This is a genomic window from Enterococcus sp. XAF26B05_ASV22 (assembly GCF_056727285.1).
The window spans coordinates 1,950,539-1,966,830 of record NZ_CM161538.1; the positions used below are offsets into that span (position 1 = coordinate 1,950,539).

General features: G+C 34.8%; 14 protein-coding genes and 2 pseudogenes. 5 read left to right on the forward strand and 11 right to left on the reverse strand.

The features are described 5' to 3' along the window. Positions 1-7: 7 nt before the first annotated feature. From AC1PU0_RS09670 to AC1PU0_RS09690, 5 genes and pseudogenes are all read right to left on the reverse strand, one after another. Entirely contained in the window at positions 8-1,204 is a 1,197-nt protein-coding gene (locus tag AC1PU0_RS09670) for a multidrug efflux MFS transporter (protein ID WP_479998242.1), read from the reverse strand. Positions 1,205-1,339: 135 nt separating this feature from the next. Next, positions 1,340-2,746: an NCS2 family permease gene (locus tag AC1PU0_RS09675; protein WP_206850306.1), complete on the reverse strand. Its 1,407-nt coding sequence runs from the start codon at positions 2,744-2,746 to the stop codon at positions 1,340-1,342. A gap of 284 nt (positions 2,747-3,030) precedes the next feature. Further along, positions 3,031-3,432, reverse strand: a complete 402-nt coding sequence (locus tag AC1PU0_RS09680) for an LPXTG cell wall anchor domain-containing protein (protein WP_479998810.1) — start codon at positions 3,430-3,432, stop codon at positions 3,031-3,033. 267 nt (positions 3,433-3,699) lie between these two features. Further along, positions 3,700-5,294: pseudogene (locus AC1PU0_RS09685) on the reverse strand (bifunctional metallophosphatase/5'-nucleotidase); the annotation flags it as partial. An 80-nt stretch (positions 5,295-5,374) separates the two neighbouring features. Next, positions 5,375-5,968, reverse strand: a complete 594-nt coding sequence (locus AC1PU0_RS09690; protein ID WP_206834000.1) for a DUF1361 domain-containing protein — start codon at positions 5,966-5,968, stop codon at positions 5,375-5,377. A gap of 185 nt (positions 5,969-6,153) precedes the next feature. Between AC1PU0_RS09690 and AC1PU0_RS09695 the strand changes: the two are divergent. The 3 genes and pseudogenes from AC1PU0_RS09695 to AC1PU0_RS09705 all read left to right on the forward strand — a co-directional run bounded on the left by AC1PU0_RS09695 (position 6,154) and on the right by AC1PU0_RS09705 (position 9,151). Next, a pseudogene (locus AC1PU0_RS09695) lies at positions 6,154-6,967 on the forward strand (Cof-type HAD-IIB family hydrolase). 131 nt (positions 6,968-7,098) lie between these two features. After that, on the forward strand, positions 7,099-8,412 hold the full coding sequence (locus tag AC1PU0_RS09700) for a putative DNA modification/repair radical SAM protein (RefSeq protein ID WP_479998244.1): 1,314 nt from the start codon (positions 7,099-7,101) through the stop codon (positions 8,410-8,412). Further along, complete coding sequence (locus tag AC1PU0_RS09705) at positions 8,402-9,151, forward strand: TIGR03915 family putative DNA repair protein (RefSeq protein WP_206850301.1); 750 nt, start codon at positions 8,402-8,404, stop codon at positions 9,149-9,151. Before AC1PU0_RS09700 ends, AC1PU0_RS09705 begins: the two co-directional genes overlap by 11 nt. An 86-nt stretch (positions 9,152-9,237) precedes the next feature. Here AC1PU0_RS09705 and AC1PU0_RS09710 read toward each other — a convergent pair whose 3' ends face one another. From AC1PU0_RS09710 to AC1PU0_RS09720, 3 genes are all read right to left on the reverse strand, one after another. After that, positions 9,238-9,732: a type II toxin-antitoxin system Phd/YefM family antitoxin gene (locus AC1PU0_RS09710; RefSeq protein WP_069652988.1), complete on the reverse strand. Its 495-nt coding sequence runs from the start codon at positions 9,730-9,732 to the stop codon at positions 9,238-9,240. Positions 9,733-9,900: 168 nt separating this feature from the next. Continuing rightward, a complete protein-coding gene (gene nagA, locus AC1PU0_RS09715; RefSeq protein WP_206833979.1) occupies positions 9,901-11,049 on the reverse strand; it encodes an N-acetylglucosamine-6-phosphate deacetylase in 1,149 nt (382 codons plus the stop codon). A 103-nt stretch (positions 11,050-11,152) separates the two neighbouring features. Then, positions 11,153-11,980: a helix-turn-helix domain-containing protein gene (locus AC1PU0_RS09720; protein ID WP_206850300.1), complete on the reverse strand. Its 828-nt coding sequence runs from the start codon at positions 11,978-11,980 to the stop codon at positions 11,153-11,155. A 195-nt stretch (positions 11,981-12,175) separates the two neighbouring features. On the opposite strand from AC1PU0_RS09720, the gene AC1PU0_RS09725 reads away from it, so the two are divergent. Further along, positions 12,176-12,352, forward strand: coding sequence for a hypothetical protein (locus AC1PU0_RS09725; RefSeq protein ID WP_167351490.1), 177 nt, complete (start codon positions 12,176-12,178; stop codon positions 12,350-12,352). A 104-nt stretch (positions 12,353-12,456) separates the two neighbouring features. Here AC1PU0_RS09725 and AC1PU0_RS09730 read toward each other — a convergent pair whose 3' ends face one another. Further along, the gene (locus tag AC1PU0_RS09730) at positions 12,457-13,674 is read right to left on the reverse strand and encodes a pyridoxal phosphate-dependent aminotransferase (RefSeq protein WP_206850299.1); all 1,218 of its coding nucleotides are present in this window, start codon (positions 13,672-13,674) and stop codon (positions 12,457-12,459) included. A gap of 511 nt (positions 13,675-14,185) precedes the next feature. Then, positions 14,186-14,371 carry an alpha-amylase family glycosyl hydrolase gene (locus tag AC1PU0_RS09735; protein WP_479724033.1) on the reverse strand — a complete coding sequence of 62 codons (186 nt, stop codon included), beginning with the start codon at positions 14,369-14,371 and terminating at the stop codon, positions 14,186-14,188. A gap of 506 nt (positions 14,372-14,877) precedes the next feature. Here AC1PU0_RS09735 and AC1PU0_RS09740 point away from each other — a divergent pair. After that, the gene (locus AC1PU0_RS09740) at positions 14,878-15,303 is read left to right on the forward strand and encodes a hypothetical protein (RefSeq protein ID WP_479998246.1); all 426 of its coding nucleotides are present in this window, start codon (positions 14,878-14,880) and stop codon (positions 15,301-15,303) included. A 79-nt stretch (positions 15,304-15,382) separates the two neighbouring features. Here AC1PU0_RS09740 and AC1PU0_RS09745 read toward each other — a convergent pair whose 3' ends face one another. Next, positions 15,383-15,922, reverse strand: coding sequence for a hypothetical protein (locus AC1PU0_RS09745; RefSeq protein WP_479998248.1), 540 nt, complete (start codon positions 15,920-15,922; stop codon positions 15,383-15,385). Positions 15,923-16,292: the final 370 nt, after the last annotated feature.

The following is a 16,292-nucleotide window of genomic DNA, read 5'->3' on the forward strand; positions in this document are numbered from 1 at the left end:
CAACTGTTTATAGACTTTTATTTAAAATTTTTCGGAAATTGAACAATGATAGACAAACATTCCCCAGTACAAAACAAGCTGTTACAATAAACACTGCGCTATACCCCATACCATGAGCCACGGTGGACCCAATCATTGGACCCAAAACTTGTCCGAAATTACTAAACATTTGGTTATAACTGTAAACACGACTAACTCCTTCAGATGGCGTAATTTTGCTGATCAGCGTGTTGATAGATGGCATTAATGCTCCCGTTGAAAATCCTAAGAAGAAACGTAATAATCCTAATTGAAAGGGAGTTTTAACAAACGCCATAGGAAGATAACAGATCATTGATAAAACCAAACCAGCTAATAAAACCTTATGATTACCGATCTTATCCCCTAATTTCCCTAAAACTGGCGAAGAAATCACAGCTGAAACACCAGCAACTGAAACAATTAAACCACTAATGAATAAGATATTGCCAGTATCGTGACTCAAAGAACGAATGTATAACGTTAAAATCGGACTAATACTCGTAACACCAATTTGTAAAATCAATGTTGTAATGAATAAACCAATCAAAATAGAAACATGGTCCATCTTTGCAAAAATCTCTTTCGTACTTAACAAGTCTTTCTTCTCAATTGGTTGGAAGTCTTCTTTTACCATAAAAATCGTTAGTAAGGTCGTAATCAACAACACTACTCCAGTAATGATAAACACATTTTCCATCCCAAACCATTGAGCGAGTGCCCCACCAATCGAAGGCCCAATCAAATTTCCAGCAATAGCTCCTGTTGATAAGGTTCCTAAAGCCCAACCACTTTTTTCTTTTGGTGCTTGTGATGCAATCATTGCAGTTGCGTTTGGAATATATCCAGATAGAATACCATTAAAAAAGCGCATAATCAAAAGCCAATAAACATTTGGTACAAATGCTAGTGATCCCATCGTGATCGTCATACCAGCTGCTGCTCGAATCATCATCAGCTTCCGACCTTTTCTATCTGCTAAATTCCCCCAAATAGGTGCCACAATCGCTGCGGCAAATGCAGTAACCGAAATAGCAAGTCCAGAAAATAGCTCGACCTGATTCTTAGGCGTTCCTAATTGTTCGACATAAACAGGAATAAAAGGCATGACTAAACTAATACTTGCCCCAGTAAAAAAGCATCCTAGCCAAGCAACCATCAAATTCTTTTTCCAATCAATTTTCATCTTAATGCACACCTCACAAGTTCTTCACTATTAACTATACTCCAAATATTCTAATCACTCAAAAAATTTTACGCAAGTCATTAAAAAAAGCCCAACTGTCTAAAAAACAGTTGGGCTTTATCAAGTAAAAGTAACTTATAAAATTGCCAAAATAATGAAGTTCAAGATAAATAAGGCATTAACTACCCAAAGAATCGGTGAAATTTCTCTGAATTTTCCTTTTGCAACCTTCACGATTGCATAAAAAATAAATCCAGCAGCAATACCATAAGAAATGCTATAACATAGTCCCATAAAAATAGAGGCAAAAAATGCTGGAATTGCTTCTTCTAAATCGGTCCATTCGATGTCTTTAAATGAAGCAAGCATCATTACACCCACTAAAATCAAAGCTGGAGCAGTTGCTTGTGCTGGCACAATCGCAATCAGTGGTGAAAGCAAACTGCTTAAAGCGAACATCGCCGCAACTACAACAGAAGTTAAACCAGTCCGCCCGCCAGCACCGATCCCTGCCGCACTTTCTACATAAGTCGTAGTATTAGATGTTCCAAAAACTGCACCGATCGATGTTGCAATCGCATCTGCAAATAAGGCTTTATCCATTTTTGTAGAAAAACCTTTACTGTCTTCCAATGCCAACTCGTCTTCTTTAGAAAATATTCCTGTACGACGACCTGTTCCAATAAAAGTACCGATCGTATCAAATGTATCTGACAAACTAAACGCAATAACCGTCATCAAAACTTGAGGAATTTTCGAAGCATCATTGAACAATGACTGCATTCCATCAGCACCAAATGCTGCACCAAAAGTCGTTCCTAATTCCCTGATAGAATTCCCTAAAGAATTTGCTTGCCAATCAATTGCTGACAAATCAACAACTCCTAGCGGGATTGCAATGATTGTTGTAGCTACAATACCAACCAAAATGGCGCCACGAACATTTAACACAACTAAGACCGTAGTTAAAACTAATCCGATAATTGCTAATATAATTTCTGGATTATTAAAGTTACCCAAAGCTGGAACAATACTATTGCCATTAACCATTCCCTTTGTAGGTTCTGCTTGAATTGTAAAGTCTAATAATTTTGCATTTTTAATTCCCACATACGCTACAAAAATTCCAATACCTCCACCGATTGCGTGTTGCATACTTTCCGGTATCGCCTTGATGATCATTTTACGGATTTTAGTTACGGTGATCAGGACATTGATTAATCCGCAAATAAAAACCATTGCTAATGCTTGCTGCCACGAATAGCCTAAACCAAAAACGACTGTAAACGTAAAAAAAGCGTTTAACCCCATACCGGGTGCCTGTGCATATGGAACGTTTGCAAACAGACCCATGATCAAAGTTCCAATAATTGATGCAATAATTGTTGCTAAAAATACCGCTTGAAATGGCATTCCTGTTTGGGATAAGATTGATGGATTTACAAATAAAATATAGCTCATCGCAAAAAATGTCGTTACCCCTGCTACCATTTCAGTTGAAACAGTTGTGTTGTTTTCCTTTAATTTGAAAAACTTTTCCATGAAATTAACTCTCTCCCTTTAGACAAAATTTTATCAGGATGATTCGGTTCGCTCATTGAACAAATTATTTACTGAGCCAACTAATTGTAATGAATAAGTGCATTTTTCGATTCCCTGATGAATACTTTTAAAGTATAAGGTAGAGTGTGATTGATTTCAACAAATTATTAACTTTTATTCACAATTCCGTATTAATCGTTCGTGTTTGTCTGCATTATTGTTGATAGCGTATAAAAAACCTTGCAGTAGCAGATTATGTATTGCGACTGTAAGGCTTTTTCATTCTATCGTTTTTTCCTTTTTAACATCATAATAACACCCGCACTTATTGTCAGTGTTCCAAATAAAAATGGTAAGATTGTTTGTTTTTCACCCGTTTTAGGTAATTCTTTTTTAGTTTTCGTTTCAAAAATGTCCGTAGTATTAGTCGTTTCTAAAAAGATTTCTCTCTTAGGTAAAATTTCGATTGGAAAAGTTACTTGATTTTTAGCCTCATCCAATACTAGCGCAGTCAATTTCTTTTTGCCTAGGAGTTTTAATGAAGAAACGTTAATTTTAATTCGACCTTCTGGATCAGCTTGCCCTGTTAAATCGGCTTTTGGAAGCTCTGCTGTCCTCGTTTTCGCTTGGGGAAATTCACCATCGTAGAGTAAAATCGTCGCATTTGGCAATGTTACACCTCTCAAAAGTTCGTCATCTTCATATAATGGATCAAAAATGGTTGCTTTTTTGATTTTGTCTTCCGATTCATTTGAAATTTGATTTTCTGGTTCTGCTAATTTTTTACGATTTTCAACTGATGCTAAAATGAGTTCTCCAGCAGCTTCTTTACTTTCGATATAGTCAATAAATGTTTCTGTATCTGGCTTAATAGCATTGACTAAGTTGGCCTCAGTAAATCCTTTGAACCCATCACCACCACCATATAAAAAGTCATTGATTACAACAAGATACGTTTGATCTGCTTGAATCGGAGTACCATCTTTTTTAAGTATATCTTGAACTTTAAATGGGTGGTCTTTATTCTCTGTTGCTATATAAGTATAAGACAAACCAGAAATTTGTAGGAAATAACGTTCTTCTTCATCATACTGTTCATTCAGTACTTGCTCAACTTGGGCTCCCGTCATTTCGACCACTTGCATGATGTTCCCAAAGGGCTGTACTGCCTGTGCTGCCCCCATGTAATATCACGATTTTCATTCACTACTAAGTCAGCACGAATACCACCGTTGTTTGTCATAGCAAAATCTGCATTGATTCCTTGAGCTTTAGCCATCTCAACTTGACCATCTGTAATTAAATTCCCTAGCGGTGATTCTTTTGATGCATTGAGTTCACGAGTGATTGCGCCATTTTCTTTAGCTGTTCCAATCTTCTTGTTCGTGACCTCTGCTACACGTTCTTCGGCATCCTTTACGATTGCCTCAACTTTTTTGTCAATTTTAGGCGCGTCTTTTGCAGCTGGATCAACTGGCATGACCTTCGCTTCAGGGGTTGTGACAAAATCATTGGTTCGAGGATCAAGGGTTCCTTGTAGGTCCACATAACCTTTTCCTTGTGCAGTAGACTGAACAACTCTTGTTTTGTTGACTACACCATTTGTATATTGATGATTATGTGCTGCAAAAAAGGCATCTACACTATGCTCGGGATAAATTTTATCAACTTTTTCTAGAATTACCGCAGCGTCCCCATTCACTTTATTCGCTTTACTTGTGGCAGGGATATGACCCAAAACGATTATCGCATTCACGCCTTGTTCTTTCAGTATACTGGAATAGTAAGCAATTGTTTCTGCTTCATCTAAAAAATCATACGATTCATAATGTTCCTTTAGAACCAAATTAGGAATTTCGGTAGTGACCACACCAATAAATCCGACTTTTACTTTATTTTTTGCGGTTCCTACTTCTTTGATTGTATAGGGCTTCCAATCGAAAGGAATCTCTTGGGTCCCCTTTTTTACAACATTTCCGATCACAATCTCAGTTTTTGAAGCGGCTCTTGGATAAGCCATTAAAATACCGTAAGGATCATCTTTGGGATTTTCGCCTATCATAATCCGGTTAAACTCTTGAAGTCCTTCATCAAACTCATGATTCCCTATAGTCCCTACAGAAAAATTCATTTGATTCAATACGTTGACTGTCGGTTCATCTTGAAGAAGACCTGAACTTGCCGGACTTGCTCCAACCATATCTCCAGCCTGTACACGTATTGTTTGACCACCGTGATGAACAGTTTCAAACTGCTCCTGTGCACGATTCAAATAACCTGCCAACAGTGGAGCTGTTCCTGTATTTGCTACTTTATTGTTTGCATCATCAAAGAATGAGCCCGTCGTATTAAGCGCCCCATGAAAATCATTGATTCCCAAAATTTGAAAAGGAATTTTTTCAGCTTGTGAATCTTTTGCAACCACTCGACTACTTTGCTCTATTTCATTAGCTGTTTGTGCACCAGCAATCGTGCTAGTCTCCAAAACAGTACTGATTCCCCCGATAGTACTTAAAATAGTGAACAAAGTGATTTGCCACTTTTTCATCTTTATAGCTCCTTTTTAGTTATTTCCAAACACACTTAGCTAAAGAGTAACAATTTTCTCACACGCTGTCAACATAGCGTTTACAACGTATCTATCGTTTTCATTTTGTTTATTCCTACTATGGTGGCCAATAAAATTAGTTGAAGCCCAGTGAATAAAAAGATAAACAGTAACTTATCAGAAGACCAATTAAAAAAAATAATCTTTAACGTTTGCACTGGTTTCGTAAATAGATGGATACTATGTAATCGGTCAAATCGTCCAACAAAAATTGCTACACTAGATAGTATAGTAACAAGGAACAAGAAGAAAAATTCTTGCCATTTTTTGTGCAAACTATTTCTTCGAATACATTCATTTAATGTTGTAAAGATTGTTGCCATCCCAAAAAGACCATATACACAAATTCCTATAGTCAATAGACTAAAAGAAAACCAATCAGACAGATTTAGAATAAAAACTTGGTTCATCCCCCGATAAAGCGATAACTTTTCGAGATGAAAAAAATCGGTGAACAAATAAGGCGCATTAGGATAAAACAATAACCATAACATCCCTAGTAAGATAAAAAGACGATTACTGACCTGTTTAAAATGAAAACTTATCTCCAGTGGAATATAAGCCAACAAGACATTCAGTGCCATAAAATGATACATATTTGAAAAAAACAACATGTAGACACAATAGATGATTGTCGCTATTCGTAACGGCCAGCGATACGTTTGAGTCAAACTCCTCACACTCCTTTTTCCATTTAGTGTATCATAAAATAATTTTTTTCTAAAATTTTCTTGAAAACTTGTCATTCTTTTTTTTTATGCTAGACTAGGTTAAAGAAAGTTTTCCGGGAGGAACGATTTTGAAAAAATTAATTGCAATCGACTTAGATGGTACAACTTTAAATGCACAGTCATTGATCAGTCCTACAACTGAAAAAGCGTTAAAAAAAGCGATGAAGCATGGTCACTATGTTAGTATCGTCACTGGTCGTCCTTATCGAATGAGCGGTCAATTTTATCGCCAATTAGGCTTGATAACGCCGATGGTCAATTTTAACGGAGCCCTAGTTCATATGCCTGAAAAAAAATGGGCAGATGAAAAAGAAACGGGAATCCAAAGAGACTTAGTTTTTGATATTTTGGCTCAAAAAAAGGCGTTGAATCTTGATTTTGTCGCTGCTGAAAATAAAGAAACATTTTACATTGATAGTTTGGATTACTTCGATTCAGCATTCTTTGCTTCAGAAGCTACTCCAAGCAATCTTTTAACTGCTAAAAATTTGATTACAGATCCAACTTCTATGATGGTTCGAACGTCCAAAGACCAAGCAGGCATCTGTTTCTGATTCGCTAATTAAGCAATATGGAGATTATGTTGATGTTAGAACTTGGGGTGGGCCTACACCTATTTTAGAAATCGTTTCTAAGGGTATTCAAAAAGCAAAAGGTGTAGAACAAGTCGCAAATTATCTGGATGTGAAGCGATCAGACATCATTGCGTTCGGTGATGAACATAATGATGAAGAAATGCTAGACTACGTTGGTTGGGGCGTTGCAATGAAAAATGCAACAGATAAGATAAAATCCGTAGCAAATGATATTACTGAAAAAACCAATGATGAAGATGGTTTAGCCGATTATTTAGAGCGATATTTAGATTTAAACAATCAATAAAAGGGAATGACTGGAACGAGGCGTACGCTCTGTGTTCCAGTCATTTTATTTTTTCCCCTTTGACAAAAACAAAAGCTCTTGCTAAAATAAGAACATACGTTCTATTCTTATTTAGAAATGAGGGATTAAACATGGAATTATCAAGAAAGATTGAAATTCTTACTGAATCAGCAAAATATGATGTTTCTTGTTCTAGCAGTGGTGTGACGAATAACACAAGAAAAGGCACAGTAGGCAGCACATCAACTGCCGGAATCTGCCATTCCTTCACAAGTGATGGCAGATGTGTGTCTCTATTAAAGCTATTATTTACGAATGCCTGTATCTTTGATTGTCATTATTGCATCAACAGAAAATCAAACTCGATTCCACGAGCCACCTTTACACCACAGGAAGTCGCAGATTTAACAATGGATTTTTATATGCGAAATTACATTGAGGGACTTTTTCTAAGCTCAGCTATCATAAAAAACGTTGATTACACTAGTGAATTATTAATTAAAACATTAAAAATTTTACGACATGAAAAAGGCTTCAAAGGCTATGTCCATGTAAAAGCAATTCCTGGAGCAGACGAAAAATTGATTGAAGAGTTAGGGTTTTTAGCTGACCGAATGAGTGTTAATGTAGAATTGCCTTCAAGAGAAAGCTTAAAAATCTTAGCTCCTGATAAAGACCCATTTGCTTTATACAAACCCATGAAACAAATCACACATATGAAAAATGAAATGTCTCAAGTTCCTGCTTTACGAAACCCTGCACCCTTTGTTCCAGCTGGTCAATCGACACAAATGATTATCGGTGCTTCTCCTGAAAATGATCATGCAATCGTAAAAATTGCTGAAAACCTTTATAAAAAATATGAATTAAAGAGAGTTTATTACTCTGCTTACATTCCTGTAAATCAAGATTCCTTATTACCCGCAATCACAACGGATCCTCCTCTACTAAGAGAACATCGGTTGTATCAAGCAGATTGGCTAATGCGATTTTACCGTTTTTCTGCAGATGAAATTTTATCCGAGGATAAACCGAATTTTAATTTGTATCTAGACCCCAAAGCCAATTGGGCTGTTCAAAATTATGATCAATTTCCAATTGATGTTCAGACTGCTTCTTATGAACAGTTATTACGAATCCCAGGAATCGGCCCTAAAAGCGCACTTAATATTCTGAAGGCTAGAAACTATTATCAATTACACCTCTCTGATTTAAAAAAATTAGGCGTAGTGATCAAACGAGCTCAATATTTCGTTAGTTGTAACGGTGCGATTCAGCCTGGATTGATCAATGATCCAGAATGGGTCATTACTTCTTTAATTTCATCTCGTCAATACGAGACGTTAAAAAAGGTAAACAGCCAATCAAAACAAGAACAGTTATCTTTATTTGATGTCGAACGTTTTGAATCAATAAAGCGAAAGGAATCTTGTTATGCACATTGAAGAAACCAACGAAATTTGGGAATATGATGGTAGTTTTTATGGATTTCTGACGATAGTTTACCAAGCCTTCATTAAAAAACAGTTTCCTGACATTATCTTAACTCAAGATATTGCTGTAGAAAACTTGTTTCTCAGTCGTTGGATAGATACAGATGAACCGCTGGCGAAAAAAATGTATGAACGCCTAAACAAACGTTTAAGAAAAGAAAATGTTCAGTTTATCATTGATGGTTTCAATTGTTCGTTAAAAGAAAAAGAACGATATTTGTTAGATGCAATTCAAATCGCTTTGGAATCCAAAGATTTACTGACCAATCATTTAGGTCATCCTTCAATTTTAGCCTTAGAAAAATCTTTAAAATCTTTATTTAGAGAAGTTCACTTATTTACGGGTTTTATTCGTTTTGAATCAGTAGGAACATTACTGTATAGTACCATCACACCGAAACATTTTTCATTGCCCTACTTATGTCCTCATTTCGCACAAAGATATCCGCAAGAAAAGATCATGATTTACGATGAAACACATCGATTACTCGGAATTATAGAACAGGGACACATACATTTTATTGAGAATAGCGAGCCTCCAACAGTTGACAGTCAAGAATCTGAACAAATGATCCAAGAAAATTGGCGTACCTTTCTCAAAGCTGTTACGATCCAAGAGCGACATAATGAGCAAACTCAACTTTCTCATTTGCCTATGCGGTATCGGGGCAATATGATTGATTTCAACTAAATTGATTGGTAATTTCGACAAAAAAAGAGAATGTATACAAACTTTCTCAAGTTCTGTATACATTCTCTCGAATTCGAAGCACGATTTCAGTCTACTCTAAGATGGATTTTTTTCACTATCAATTTATCTGACAAATGAGATTGATTACTTTGTTCACCAATCACTTCCGCAAAAATAGTTGTACGGTCTTCTTTTTTCTGTAAACAATAGTCAATTTTTCCAGTTTCATTTAATTCATTCATCATTTCAATATAATCATCAGATTCATTTTTTCTAGTTATAAAGCCTAATGATACTAAATGATCGTCTAGATTTTTTGTTGATATCAACGAACCAAATGCAATTTTTTGACGAATTTCCTGATTTAATCGTGTTACTTTCATCTCTTGATCTTGCTCGATTGTTTTTTTCTTGATCAACGCTTCATATTGTTCAACAGTCAACATCACACCAGCAACTTTGTTTCTATTGTAAATATAAACACCTTTGTTTGTTTCTTTTGCCTTTTTAAAAATTGTCATAGGAGACTGTTTCACATCTGTCACTGAAAATGATGCGTTTTTCTTCTCTACATTTTTCATTCGTCAACTTCCCTTCCAAGTGATTATATCATACAGATTTTTGGTGTGAAGAATTTTTTAATATTAGTATTTTTTTGTAACTGAAACCCGAACAAAAAAGAGTGCTACAAAACGTAGCAACCGTTTTGTAGCACTCTTAAAATCAACAAACTTTTTTTGTCTCTTTGATTATGCGCGGTAACGTTCTACCCCGTCTAAATAAGTTGCATCTAATTCCATATTTGGATTCAATACGATAAAGTCAGCATCGCGTCCTCTGGCGATCATACCGCATTTATCATCGATTTTGCAACTCACTGCTGGCACTAAAGATGCCATCATAATGGCTTGTTCTGGTGTAGCAATTTCCCAATCAACAACATTTTTGATCGCTTCTTTTAATTTCAAGATACTACCCGCTAAGTTTCCAGATTCTAAACGAGCTGTCCCTTCTTTAACGACAACTGGGAATTCTCCTAGATTATAATTGCCATCTGGCATACCACCGGCCATCATACAATCTGTAATCAGAGCGACATGATCATGTCCAGCTTTTTCCATTAAAATATCAGCTGCATTGGGATGAACATGGTGTCCGTCACAAATTAATTCAGAAAAAACATGTTTCAATGACATTAATGCACCAACCATTCCAGGTTCACGATGATTCAATCCACGCATACCATTATATGCATGTACAAAAACACTAGCGCCAGATTCAACAGCCTCGGTTGCTTGCTCCAATGTTGCATCACTATGACCTAAAGCCACTACGACACCTTCATCTGTTACAGCTTTGACAAATTCTTTAACACCTTTACGTTCTGGTGCCAAAGCGATTTTCTTGATTAAACCACCTGAAGCTTCTTGCCATTCATTAAATATTTCTATATCTGGGTCACCAAAATAACTTGGATTTTGAGCTCCTTTGTGTTCTTCAGTAAAGAATGGACCTTCAAAATAGATTCCTTGTATTTTTGCCCCTGGGACTTCTTGATGTACTTCTCCGATTGTTTTAGCAACATCTTTTAAGCGTTCCTTACTTGAAGTTAAGGTTGTTGGTAAAAATGAAGTAACCCCACATGACAATAACCCTTCAGACATCACTTTCAAGCCTTCTGTATCACTATCCATTACATCATGATTCATAAATCCATGAATATGAGTATCCACTAATCCTGGTGCAATCCATTTGCCTTCTTCTTTGATTATTTTTGCATCACTTTCAGGAACTTCTTTATAAAAATTTCCAAATAGACCATCAGTGATTTCTAAATATCCAGGTCCTTTTACATCACTTTTTAAAAAGAACTTTTCAGCAAAGATAAACGTTCTCATCTTCATCCTTCTTTCTTTAACTTTCTACTCTAAACGTACTCTTAAAATCAGTTAAAGTCAAGAATGGTGTAGACCTTTTCTAGAAAAATTTACTTAACTTTCTTTAGATTTTAATTGTTTCGATACGTAGGATTTGTTCTGACAAAATCCTATATTCGTCTGCTTTATCTGGCTCTCCTTTTAACGTAAGCAATTGACTTTTCAACTGAAACAATTCACTCAAGTAATAGTAACTATTTTTATGTCTCGACCAAACAATTCCTTGGTCGATATATATTTGCGCTTCTTCAAGACGGTTTTGATCTGTTAAAAACTTAGAATAATTATAAAATATCTTTGTTAGTTCTGCGGTTACTCGTTCATTTGGTAATTTATGAAAATAATGAATACTTAATTTTAAATATTTTTCAGCATCGTCGATCTTTCCTATGCTGCTATACGTACTGCCAATGCAGCTAATTACTTGAATTTCAAAATCGGACAAATTTACTTTATTCGCTTGATAAGTGTAAGATAATCCTTTTTTTAAATCATGTATTGCTTGTTCATAATCATTACAAAGATAAAATTTACAACTACCTAGATAATAATAGTAACGTTGCCAATCCATATCCAAATGAAGTCTTTCTTCAATTTTAGTATCATTCATATATGTCATTATTTTTCCATATTCTTTGTGTCGAAAATAATCAGCTATTTTTTCAAATATTTGCGTGATCAAACGAACTTCATCCGATTTGAATTGCATAATTTGATCCATCGTTACGCCTAAGCGTTGACAAATTTGCTGCATTACTACGACATTCGGTAATTCTTCATTATTTTCGATTCTACTTAATACACTTTGCGAACAAATATCTTCTGATAACATTTTTTGCGTTAGTTTTCTATTTTTACGAATTTCTTTAATAACTGCTCCAAAAGAATCCATTTTTTCACTCCTAAGCTACGTTAAAATTGAGCTATTTCTTGAAAAAAATCGTGTTAATCAAAAAAAGTTCAAAATATGCGAATTCGCATTATGCATTTATTGTACATTAATGCATAATATACTGCAAGAACATTACCTAACAGGAAATGGAGACGATTTAAAATAATTTTGCTTTGCAAATAAGGGGTGTTATTTATGACACAAGAGAAAAGAATTAACTTCAGTTGGGACAAAAGTAGTTATAATGGCTATGTCGAGAAAGAATATGAGAATGCTTATTTGGTTGTTGTTTCGGATCCAAGTCCGGATATGGAGGAAAAATACACAAATCGTATGGTAATAAGTAAAAAAGATTGTCAAACTGCAGAGTAACGATCGTTTCTATTCGTCTCTTTGCAAAACACATTCTTAAAACGAGAGTGACTCAAAACTGATAAAGTTTTGAGTCACTTTTTTTAGTTTCAAAAATCAACCTGTTATTTTTGTTTGTAAGTACTTAAAAACGCACGCATTTTTTCAGTTGTAAATTTTAAGTCTTCCATCTTCGGTAGATAGACAATTCTAAAATGATCTGGTTGAGTCCAATTGAAACCACCACCATGAACAAGCAAAATATGATGTTCATGAAGAAAATCAAGAACGAATTTCTCATCATCATAAATATTAAAACGGGCACTATCGATTTTAGGAAATATATAAAAAGCAGCTTTAGGTTTTACAGCAGATAGACCTGGAATATCATTGATTGCATTGTAAATATATTCCCGTTGCTCATAAATTCTACCTCCTGGCAACAACAAATCATCAACACTTTGATAGCCACCTAAGGCAGTTTGGATAATTTGTTGAGATAGTACATTTGAACATAAACGCATCGAAGCTAACATATTCAATCCTTCTATATAGCCCTTAACGTGTTTTTTGTTTCCACTAAGTACCATCCAACCACAACGGAACCCTGCAACTCTATGTGATTTAGAAAGTCCATTTAAAGTAACTACAAATAAATCTGGTGCTAATGTTGCAATTGGAATATGTGTTAATCCATCCATCACTAAACGATCATAGATTTCATCTGAAAAAATGATCAAATCATTTTGTCTCGCAATCTCAACGATTTGTTCTAGGATTTCCTTAGGATATAAAGCCCCGGTTGGATTATTGGGATTGATCAACACAATTGCTTTTGTATTCGTCGTCACTTTTGATTTGATGTCATCGATATCTGGATACCATTCCGCTTGCTCATCACAAATATAATGAACAGGATTACCACCAGCTAAAGAAATTGACGCTGTCCATAGAGGATAATCAGGCATTGGAACTAAAACCTCATCTCCATTATTCAAAAGTCCTTGCATACACATCGAAATCAATTCACTAACACCATTACCTGTGTAAATATCATTGATCGTTACATTAGGGAAACCCTTCACTTGGCAATATTGTTCAATTGCTTTTCGTGCTGAAAAGATTCCTTTTGAATCAGAATAGCCTTCTGAATTACGAACATTCATAATCATATCGCGAACCACTTCATTCGGAGCATCAAAACCAAATGGGGCGGGATTACCAGTATTAAGTTTCAAAATACGAATGCCTTCTTCATGCATTCTGTCCGCTTCTTCTAAAACTGGACCACGTACATCATAACTGACTCCATCAAGTTTGTTAGATTTTTCAAAATTTCTCATACTGTATCCCTCATTTTCAAAATTTATATACTTAAAGTTACGCCACCTAGAAAAAAAAAGCAATGGAAAATTGCAAATTTTCAAAAAAAGAGTCTCACTATTCGATAGACGTATTTTTATTTGTCTGGAAAAACTTCCTACTAACCTTCTTACTAAAATAAAAAACAGCCACTTATATATGTTTGAATACCCTTGCTTCATAAGGAAGAAAAATCGTGTGTTGGTGAATGATGTGATATTCAAACTATACAACTGTGAGTCCCTACTCTATCTGAACGTTTTTGGTAAGTCTGCTAAAGGGAATTCTTTGAAAAAATTGACGATAACCATAAAACACTCGTTCGTGAAACGCGAATCATAAACAAATAATTCTGGGGGAGTTGGGTAAGTAAAGTTTGTAAGAACTATAGACCAATGCTTCATTCTCTATTCTTAGCTTGATCACTTCTTTGTAAAAAATTCAAACCGGAATTTGGATCTATTGATTTTGACTAATACATTGATCTATTGCTTATTTGGATTGATAACCATCCAGGGTTTTCTCTTTAAAATCAGCATATTCTTCTGCTGTCCATTTTATTGACTTGACCCAGATAAATCCAATACTTAATTCTTTGAGATAATCCAATTTTGAGCGGATTCCATTTAAGTCCACAATCACGTCGTTACTTGTATCCATGAAACTTGCTAGGTAGATTTAATAACCAACTGCTACTTTCCACCATACACGTTTGATTGTCATCTCTATCACCTCTAATTTTTTTCTTCTTTTGGCATAGAATAGTAATAGCTTTGTACAAACTTATCTTACCAAATTAAATTTAAATAGAAAGTGTTTTTAGAACCTAGTACTTTATTTAGATTATTCATATTTTTAAAAGACAACCAGTACTATAAACTGCTTGAGAATCCATCATATTAGTCTTCTTTTATTTTGAAATTTTCTACGATCCCTCTTCTCTACTGTTATCTATTTTATATGAAAATAAGTGGATCCTTACAGAATAAATGCTTTGTCATAGGAATAGGTGGATAAAAAGAACCCTAAACCTATATATAACGGCTCTATAATAAATTGTGTTAGTGGAAATAAAAAAAGATTTTCTACCAGCATTTTTTTGAGCATTTAAATAAAAAAAAGGAACAACTAACTGATAAAATGAAATCGACAAAAACCACAAATCATCAGAAAGGTTGTTCCCTATGGATAAGAATACCAGATTATTGCTCGGACTTACAGACAAAAACCTCCGGTTTGAAGAAAATTGGTTGGAACAAAGACCAGTAAAAGGAGTGCAAGCTCAAGTGATTAAAGCCAAGCTGACCTATTCACCTACTCATTGCGAGAAATGTGGGCGCCTCAATTATGGACAAATCATCAAAAATGGCAGTCATACAACAACAGCTCAATTGCCTGTTTTTAATGAGCGCTTCACTCTATTAGAACTAAAACGGACACGGTTTCTTTGTCATGAATGTGGTGCTACTTTCCATGCTCATACAGAGCTGATTGAAGAACATTATCACTTATCTAAACAGCTTCAATACCAAATTATGCTTGACTTGAAAAAGAATGTTTCAAGAAATTGGAATCGATTTGATATATTTATGCCTAAATTTTTACAATAGCTGTAAAAGCCTCTCTGGGGTTAATGCGAAACATAAAAAAGAGGTAGGAAGTTTCTACACTTCCTACTTTAAATTGTTGTTATTCAAATAGATAACTTAAACAATTTACTTCTTCCGGTTCGTAATCTTCTAATGGGATATCTAACGGTACTTTTTTTAATTCTTCCCTGTCAACCAAAATCAGTTTTTGTTCTGTTAATACTTCTATTAGTTCTGTATATTTTTTTTCTAACTTCTTATTTTTAAATTCTGTTAAATCGATTATATCTAGAGTTATACCTTCTTTAGGTTTTTGATACTGTGCTTTTTCAATTATAAAAAATGGGCTTATTGCTGAGATTTGTAAATTGATGAACTCTATATAACCACGTTCCATTATTTCTCTAGTTGCTCCATCTGAAAAAAAAGAATTTTCCAATTGAATATCTTCTATAAAATAATATGAAAAACACCTAGTATATTCAAAACTTGTCATAGGCTTGAATACAATTCCTTCCATACCATTTAGCAAATAAGAATTCCATTGATTCCCTTTTACATATTTTCTTAATACATAACCATAGTCACCTTCTTTTAAGCTTCTATTCACGAAGTTGATTGCCCGTTCTGTATTGTTCATTTTATCATCCCCTTATTTATCTTCATCTAATGGTATTTTAGGGTACCCATGTATATTACCTTTTCCGTCAATATGAACCTTTATTTCAGTTGTTACTCCATCACTACCAACTACTCTACCAGAATCATATTCTTTAACAGTTCCTTCTCTATTTCTAACCCATCTTCCTTTTTCCCAAGCCTCTTGTGTTTCCTCTACACCATTTTCTCCATCAATCCATGTTGATTTATCTTCTGTTGACTGTTCATTATTTTTATGACCTTCTTGGTGTTTTCCTTGTTTACCAGCATCTACTGGAGGAGCCCCTTCGACTTCACCTGTAACTAATCCTTGTTGTGGTAATAAATCTTCTGGATTAACTGCTCTTACT